Annotated in this window: 9 protein-coding genes; 7 read left to right on the top strand and 2 right to left on the bottom strand. The window is 74.3% G+C overall.

All coding sequences use genetic code 11. The annotated features are described in order from the left end of the window. The 6 genes from HUW36_RS21725 to HUW36_RS21700 form a co-directional block, all read left to right on the top strand. On the top strand, window positions 1-597 hold a 597-nt coding region (locus tag HUW36_RS21725), incomplete at its 5' end, for a Na+/H+ antiporter subunit E (protein WP_246248260.1). Then, window positions 594-857 (top strand): MrpF/PhaF family protein, encoded by a 264-nt coding sequence (locus tag HUW36_RS21720; RefSeq protein WP_174529861.1) that lies wholly within the window; start codon window positions 594-596, stop codon window positions 855-857. The genes HUW36_RS21725 and HUW36_RS21720, both read left to right, overlap by 4 nt. Before the next feature lie 20 nt (window positions 858-877). Next, the gene (gene mnhG / locus HUW36_RS21715; protein WP_246248259.1) at window positions 878-1,225 is read left to right on the top strand and encodes a monovalent cation/H(+) antiporter subunit G; all 348 of its coding nucleotides are present in this window, start codon (window positions 878-880) and stop codon (window positions 1,223-1,225) included. Window positions 1,226-1,389: 164 nt separating this feature from the next. Continuing rightward, window positions 1,390-2,745: a hemolysin family protein gene (locus HUW36_RS21710; RefSeq protein WP_174529860.1), complete on the top strand. Its 1,356-nt coding sequence runs from the start codon at window positions 1,390-1,392 to the stop codon at window positions 2,743-2,745. Further along, window positions 2,742-3,806, top strand: coding sequence for a hemolysin family protein (locus tag HUW36_RS21705; RefSeq protein ID WP_174529859.1), 1,065 nt, complete (start codon window positions 2,742-2,744; stop codon window positions 3,804-3,806). Before HUW36_RS21710 ends, HUW36_RS21705 begins: the two co-directional genes overlap by 4 nt. Window positions 3,807-3,918: 112 nt before the next feature. Next, window positions 3,919-4,848, top strand: a complete 930-nt coding sequence (locus tag HUW36_RS21700) for a sporulation protein (RefSeq protein WP_174529858.1) — start codon at window positions 3,919-3,921, stop codon at window positions 4,846-4,848. An 81-nt stretch (window positions 4,849-4,929) separates the two neighbouring features. On the opposite strand, the gene leuE is transcribed toward HUW36_RS21700, so the two are convergent. Together leuE and HUW36_RS21690 are read right to left on the bottom strand one after the other, a co-directional pair. Continuing rightward, window positions 4,930-5,592: a leucine efflux protein LeuE gene (leuE, locus tag HUW36_RS21695; protein WP_174529857.1), complete on the bottom strand. Its 663-nt coding sequence runs from the start codon at window positions 5,590-5,592 to the stop codon at window positions 4,930-4,932. Beyond that, the gene (locus HUW36_RS21690; RefSeq protein ID WP_174529856.1) at window positions 5,589-6,836 is read right to left on the bottom strand and encodes a bifunctional pyridoxamine 5'-phosphate oxidase family protein/GNAT family N-acetyltransferase; all 1,248 of its coding nucleotides are present in this window, start codon (window positions 6,834-6,836) and stop codon (window positions 5,589-5,591) included. The genes leuE and HUW36_RS21690 overlap by 4 nt, the downstream gene beginning before the upstream one ends. Window positions 6,837-6,874: 38 nt before the next feature. On the opposite strand from HUW36_RS21690, the gene HUW36_RS21685 reads away from it, so the two are divergent. Next, window positions 6,875-7,118 (top strand): GntR family transcriptional regulator (locus HUW36_RS21685; protein ID WP_174529855.1); only part of this gene is annotated, 244 nt, incomplete at its 3' end.

Genomic DNA, 7,118 nt, shown 5'->3' with positions numbered 1-7,118 from the left:
CCCCAGGCCACGCCGCCGCCCGACCCGCCGCCGCCCGCGATGGGCCGGGGCGGGCGGCGGCGGGACCAGGCGGTCGCGCTCGGCTGGCTGGTGGTCGCCTGGCTGCTGCTCTGGGGCGACGTGTCCTGGGGCAACCTGCTCGCGGGCCTGGTGCTCGGCCTGGCCGTGCTGGTCTTCTTCCCGCTGCCGCCGGTCTCGTTCGGGGGCCGGCTGCGCCCGGGCGCGCTGCTGGTGCTCGCCGGCACGTTCGTGGCGGAGTTGGTAAGCGCCAGCCTGCACGTCGCCGCCGTCGCCGTGCGCCCCGGCTACCGCCCACGCGGCGCGATCGTCGCGGTCCCGCTGCGGGTCCGCACCGACCTCAACCTGGCGCTCACCGCCGAGGTGATCTCGCTGGTGCCGGGCACCCTGATCCTCGACACCGACCGGGCGGGCGGCGTGCTCTACGTGCACGTGCTCGACGTCCGCGGCCCCGAGGACCTGACCCGGAGCCGCGAGCGCGTGCTCGCCGTCGAACGGCGCATCGTCCGCGCCGTCGGCTCTCCCACCGAGGTACGCCAGCTCGACCTGGAACCCGTCGAACGGAGGAACCACCCGTGACCGTCCTGCTCGCCGTCGCGTTGACCGTGCTGCTCTCGGCCACCGCGCTGCTCGCCCTGGCCCGGATCTACCGCGGCCCGTCCCTGCTCGACCGGGTCGTCGGCGCCGACCTGCTGCTGGCGGCCATGCTGGGCGCGGTCGGCGCGGAGGCGGCGGTCAACCGGCACGCCACCACGCTGCCGGTGCTGGTGGTGCTCTCCCTGCTCGGGTTCGTCGGGTCCGTGTCGCTGGTCCGCTTCGCCGTCCGGGCCGAATCGTGAGCGGGGCCACGGGCGGGGCCGTGAGCGCGGGCCTGAGCGCGGGCGGGGTCGCGGACTGGGCCGGGGGGATCCTGCTGCTGGCCGGGGCGCTGCTCAGCCTGGTCGCCGGGATCGGGCTGGTGCGTTTCCCGGACACGCTGGACCGGATGCACGCGGCGACCAAGCCGCAGGTGCTCGGCGTGCTGCTGCTCCTGGCCGGCCTGGCGCTGCGCCTGCGTACGCCGTCGGACCTGGGCATGCTGGCGCTGGTGGCGCTCTTCCAGCTCTCCACCGCGCCGGTCGCCGCGCAGATGATCGGGCGGGCCGCCTACCGGTCCGGGCGGGTCGACCGGACGCTGCTGGACGTCGACGAGCTGGCCGGACGGTGAGAACCGGACGTCGGGGAGGCTTTTCGGCACCTTCAGCGGGCGTCCAGCCGGCACCGATAAAATGGCGGCATGATCGACTCTCCTGCCCCGGAGGGCAGCAGTAGCCGGCCGGGTCGTACCCGGCATCTTCCCGCCCCGACGGCCCCGGGAGCCCTGAACCTCCCGTGCTGATCCTCGTCGGCCTCCTTCTCATCATCGTGCTCACCGCCGCCACCGGTTACTTCGTGGCCCAGGAGTTCGGTTACGTCGCCGTGGACCGGGGCAAGCTCAAGCAGCTCGCCGACGGGGGCGACCGCGCCGCGGCCCGGGCCCTGGAGGTCACCGGGCGGCTCTCCTTCATGCTGTCCGGCGCCCAGCTCGGCATCACCGTGACCGCCCTGCTGGTCGGTTACGTCGCCGAGCCGTTCCTGGGCGCCGGGCTCGCCGAGCTGCTCGGCCTCACCGGCGTGTCCAGCGCGGTGGCGCTGCCGCTGTCGGTGGCCCTCGCCCTGGTCATCGCCACCGTGGTGCAGATGGTCCTGGGCGAGCTGGCCCCGAAGAACCTGGCCATCGCCCGGGCCGAGCCGCTGGCCCGGGCGCTGTCCCGGTCCACCCTGATGTACCTGCGGATCGCCGGGCCGCTGATCACGCTCTTCGACCGGGCCGCCGTGCGGCTGCTCCGGCGGGTCGGCATCGAGCCGATCGAGGAGCTGCCCAGCGGCGCGACCCCGGAGGACCTGGAACAGATCATCGCCGAGTCCCGGGAGGAGGGGCACCTCGACGCCGCCATGTCCGACCTGCTCGACCGGGGCCTCGACTTCCGGGAGCTGACCGCGGGCGAGGCCATGGTGCCCCGGGTCGACGTGCACACCGTGCGCGCCGACGAGCCGGTCAGCCGGATCGTGGAGATGCTCGACACCGGCCACTCCCGGTTCCCGGTGCGCGGCGCCGAGGGCGTCGACGACCTGGTCGGCATCGTCGGGATCGCCGACGTGCTGGGGGTGCCCCCGGCCGAGCGCGCGACCACCCGGGTCGACGCGGTGGCCGTACCCCCGTTGCTGGTGCCCGAGACGCTGCCGTTGCCGACGGTGCTGGACCGCCTGCGGTCCGGGCACCGGCAGCTCGCCTGCGTGGTCGACGAGTACGGCGGGTTCGCCGGCGTGATCACGCTGGAGGACCTGGCCGAGGAGCTGGTCGGGCCGATCCGGGACGAGGACGACCCGCCGGAACGTGCTCCCGCGCGGCAGGAGGACGGGTCGTGGGTGGTCCCGGCGCGCTGGCGGATCGACGAGGTCGCCGACAGCACCGGTATCGAGCTGCCCGAGGCGCCGGAGTACGACACGCTCTCCGGGCTGGTCATGCGGGAGCTGGGCCGGGTGCCCGAGGTCGGTGACCGGTTGGAGATCGCCCAGGTGGTCGACGGCGACGAGTCGGCGTCCGGGCCCCGGGTGCTGGTCGAGGTGCTGGCCGTGGACCGGCACGTGGCCGATTCGGTGCGGATCCGGCCGACCGCCGACGTGCCCGGGGAGGGAGCGGCATGACCCCCGGTTTCGCGCTCCTCTTCTCCGTGGTGCTGCTGGCGCTCAACGGGTTCTTCGTGGCGGCCGAGTTCGCGCTCGTCGCCGCCAAGCGGTACCGGCTGGAGCAGTCCGCGGCCGGTGGTGGCCGGGCGGCCCGCGCGGCGCTGGACGGCGTCCGCGAGCTGAGCCTGATGCTGGCCGGCGCCCAGCTCGGCATCACGCTGTGCACGCTGGGCCTCGGTGCGCTTGCCGAACCGGCCATCGAGCACCTGCTCAGTCCGTTGCTGCACGCGGTCGGCCTGCCCGACGCGGCCAGCCACGTGGTGGCGCTGGTGTTCGCGCTGGGACTCGTCACGTTCCTGCACCTGGTGGTCGGCGAGATGGCCCCGAAGTCGTGGGCGATCACCGACGCGGAGCGCTCGGCGATGCTGCTGGCGCTGCCGTTCCGGGCCTTCGCCCGGATCGCCCGGCCGGTGCTGTCCCTGCTCAACGGCCTGGCCAACGCGATGCTGCGCCTGGTCGGCGTGCAGCAGCAGGACCAGCTCGCCCAGGTGCACGGCCCGGACGAGCTGCGCATCCTGCTGGAGCAGTCCCGGGAGCACGGCCTCCTCGGCGCCGAGCAGCACCAGTTGCTGACCAGCATGCTGGAGCTGCAGGGCACCACGGTGGCCCAGGTGATGGAACCGTTCGACAAGATCGTCACGGTCCGTCGGGACGACACCGCCGAGCGGATCGAGCACGTCTCGCGGGACAGCGGCCGGTCCCGCCTGGCCGTGGTCGACGCCGGCGGCGAGGTCTGCGGCCTGGTCCACGTACGGGAGGCGGTGCGCGCGGTCACCACCGGGCGTCCGGCGACCGCCGAGGAGCTGATGACCAACGCGTTCACGCTGCCCGCCGAGGCGTCGGTGACCGAGGCGGTGGCCGCGATGCGCGGCCGGCAGACCCAGCTCGCACTCGTACGCAACGGCGGTGGGCCGACCCGGCCGATCGGCTTCGTCGCGCTGGAGGACCTGCTGGAGGAGGTCATCGGCGAGTTCGACGACGAGACCGACCCGGTGCCACGGGGCCGGCGGATGCGCTGATCCGCCCCATCGCGCGGAGGTGGCGGTGTCCGGGTCGCCCGGATGCCGCCACCTCGCCGATCCGGCCCCGGCGGACCGGGCATGCGGGGGCGGGCAGTGGGAATGCCACCGCATGCGGCTGACCGGGGTGTCACGCGGGTCGGCCTGGACCGGGCTCTCGGTGAGCACCACGCTGCCGAACCCGAGCACCCGGCCGGGCCTGCGCCTGCCGGGACGGGTGACGCTGCGCGCCGACGCCGAGGACGTCCTGGTCCGGCACATTCGGCTGGGGCTGGTAACCCAGGTCGAACCCGAGGACCCGGCGTCGCCGCGCCGGCTCGTGCAGTACCACCAGTGGCCGATCGCCGGGCGCTTCGTGGTGCCGGCCGGGCGACGCCGGGCGGTCGACTTCGCGGTGCCGCTGCCCTGGGAGACGCCGGTGACGATGTTCGGCGGGGTGCCGCTGCTGAGCCTGCGCACCGGGCTGCGCACCGAGGTGTCCGTCGACCCGGACCTGGACCAGGGCGCGATGGTGCCGGTCCTGATCCATCCGCTGCCCACCCAGCAGCACCTGCTCGCCGCGCTGGACACGCTCGGGTTCGTGATGCGCCAGGCCGGGTTCCAGCAGGGCCGGCTGCCCGGGGTGGCGCAGACGCTGCCGTTCCAGCAGCGGCTGGGTTTCTGGGCCGCCCCGCTCTACGCCGGCCCGATGACCGAACTCGAAGTGATCATGGTGACCGACTCAGCCGGCATGGAGGTGCTGTTCTGGCTGGACCGGCGGCTCTCCCTGGCCGGGATCACGCACCAGAGCATCAGCCGGTTCCGGGTCTGGCACGCCGGCGCCGACCAGCGGGACTGGGTGGCGACCGTGGACGGTTGGCTGCGGCAGGCCATCGACAGGCACGCGGCGGCCGCCGCGCACGCCGACTGGTCCGCCACGATCCGCGAGTCGGCGCACGTCAGCCGCCACCCCGACCAGCCCGTCGCCCCCGGCTACGGCCTGGGCGGCACGGCCGGCGGGGCCGGTGTCGGCGGCGGCGGGAGCGGCGGCGACGGCACCTGAGCGCCGTGCCCGCCCCGCGCGGGTGTTAAGAAGGGGCCCTTTCTCTACCGATCGCGTTAAGAGGGGGCCCCTCCTTCCACCTCAGCCGGCGGCGAGCTTGAGGCTGAAGCCGAGGAACAGCATCGCGACGGCGGTGGTGCCGGTCGCGGCGAGCCGCCGGCGCCGCTGGAACTGGGCGGCCAGGAACGTGCCGGTGAAGATCAACGCGGTCAGGTAGAGCGCGCTCGTCACCTGCGCGATCAGGCCGAGCAGCAGGAACGACAGCGCCGGCCAGGCGTACCCGGGGTCGACGAACTGGATGAAGAACGACACGAAGAACAGGATCGCCTTCGGGTTGAGCAGGCTGATCGTCAGCGCCCGCCGGAACGGGTCGCGCTGCGCCGCCGGCTCGACCTCGTCGATCAGGCGCGGCGTGGCCGGGTCGTTGCGGTCGCGCCAGCGCCGCCACGCGCCGCGCAGCATGGCCAGCCCCAACCACCCGAGGTACGCCGCGCCGGCGTACTTGATCACGAGGAACAGCGGCGGGTACGCCCGGAGCAGCGAGGCCACCCCGGCGGCGGAGAGGACCATCAGCGCCGCGTCGCCGACGAAGACCCCGGCCGCGGCCCGGTAACCGGTGGCCACGCCGTGGCGGGCGGCGGTGGCGAGCACGAAGAGCGAGTTCGGGCCGGGCAGCAGCACGATCGCCACGGTGCCCAGCACGTACGTTCCGATGTCGGTGATCCCCAGCACGCCGGACATCATGACCCGGCCGGCACCGTCGGGCGAAGCCGTTCCCGCAGCCTGACCTGTGCGTTCGGCCACTCCTGCGCGAGCATCGAGTAGAGCGCGGACTGCCGCCAGGTGCCGTCGGCGCGTCGACGGTTCGACCGCAGCGTGCCCTCCCGGACCGCGCCGAGCCGTTCGATGGCCCGCTGCGACCGCTCGTTGAGCGTGCTGGTCTGCCAGGTGACCCGGACCGCGTCCAGTTCCTCGAAGGCCCGGGTGAGCAGCAGCAGCTTCGCCTCGGTGTTGATGCCGGTGCGCCACCAGGGCCGGCCGAGCTGCGTGTAGCCGATCTCCACCGACCGCAGGTCGGCGTCCGGCTCGTGGTAGGACGTGGTGCCGACCACCGCCCCGGTGACCGCGCAGCGCTGCACCCAGGGCGTCCGCACGCCCCGCGACCAGGCGTCCAGGGCCGCGCGGATCAGCGCGGCGGTGTCGTCCACGCCGGTGGGGCGGGGGCTGCCCACGTGCCGCCAGACGTCCTCGTCGTCGAGCGCGGCGTGCAGCTCCTCGGCGTGGGAGAGGTCCAGCGGCTCCAGCACCACGTGCTCGCCGCGCAGCACCACCGGCTCCAGCCACGCGGACCGCGCCGGCCGCAGGTACGCCGGAACCGGCGCGGTGACGCCCGGGGCCGGCTCGGGCAGCCCGGGCGTGAGGCGCAGCGGCAGCACGCCGGCCCAGTGGGGCAGGCTCTCGTCCGCCGGCTCGTCGTTGACCCCGCCGGTCCGGATGCGTACCGAGACCTCGCGCAGCGGCAGCGCGAGCACCGCCGTCTCGGCCAGCTCACGCCGGTTCGGTGGCCGGCTCTCGGCGGACCGGCCGGTCGCCACCTTCTCCACCAGCGCGGTCAGCACGGCGGCCTTCTCGGCGGCGTCGTCGACCAGCCGGGCGGTGCCGTGCACGACCACCGACCGGTAGTTGGCGCTGTGGTGGAACTGGGAGCGGGCGTAGACCAGCCCGTCGAGGTGGGTGACCGCGACGCAGACGGGCAGCCCGGCCTCGTCCCGGGCGGCCAGCAGCGGCCGGCTGCCGGTCGAGCCGTGCAGGTAGAGGGTGTCGTCGACGCGGACGTGCAGGGTCGGCAGGACCCGCGGTTCACCGTCCACGGTGAACGCCAGCGCGCAGTGGTACGCCTCGTCCAGCAGCGCGTGGGCGGTGGCCCGGTCGTAGTGCATCCGGTCGCGGGTGCGGGTGGCGGTGGTGCGTGCGGTCGGGGGGTACATGCGACATCCCACCTTTGTTCTAGTACAATCCTCGAACTGTGGCAGCACGTTATCAGATCAGCGGTTCCACGTCGGCCTCCATTTCGGCGAGCGTGGAATCCGGCATCCGCGCCGGGGCACTCGCCCCGGGCGACGCCCTGCCGGCGGTCCGGACACTCGCCGGCGAGCTGGGCGTCAGCCCGGCCACGGTCGCCAAGGCGTACCAGGAACTGCGGCAACGCGGTCTGGTCGCCACCGCCGGCCGACACGGCACCCGGGTGCGGCCCCGCCCGCCGGTGGCCA

The sequence above is a fragment of the Micromonospora maritima genome, assembly GCF_902825405.1.
In the GTDB taxonomy this organism is placed as follows: Bacteria; Actinomycetota; Actinomycetes; order Mycobacteriales; family Micromonosporaceae; genus Micromonospora; species Micromonospora maritima.
The sequence above is the reverse complement of the archived record's forward strand: the minus strand, read 5'-3'. Positions and strand labels throughout refer to the sequence as shown.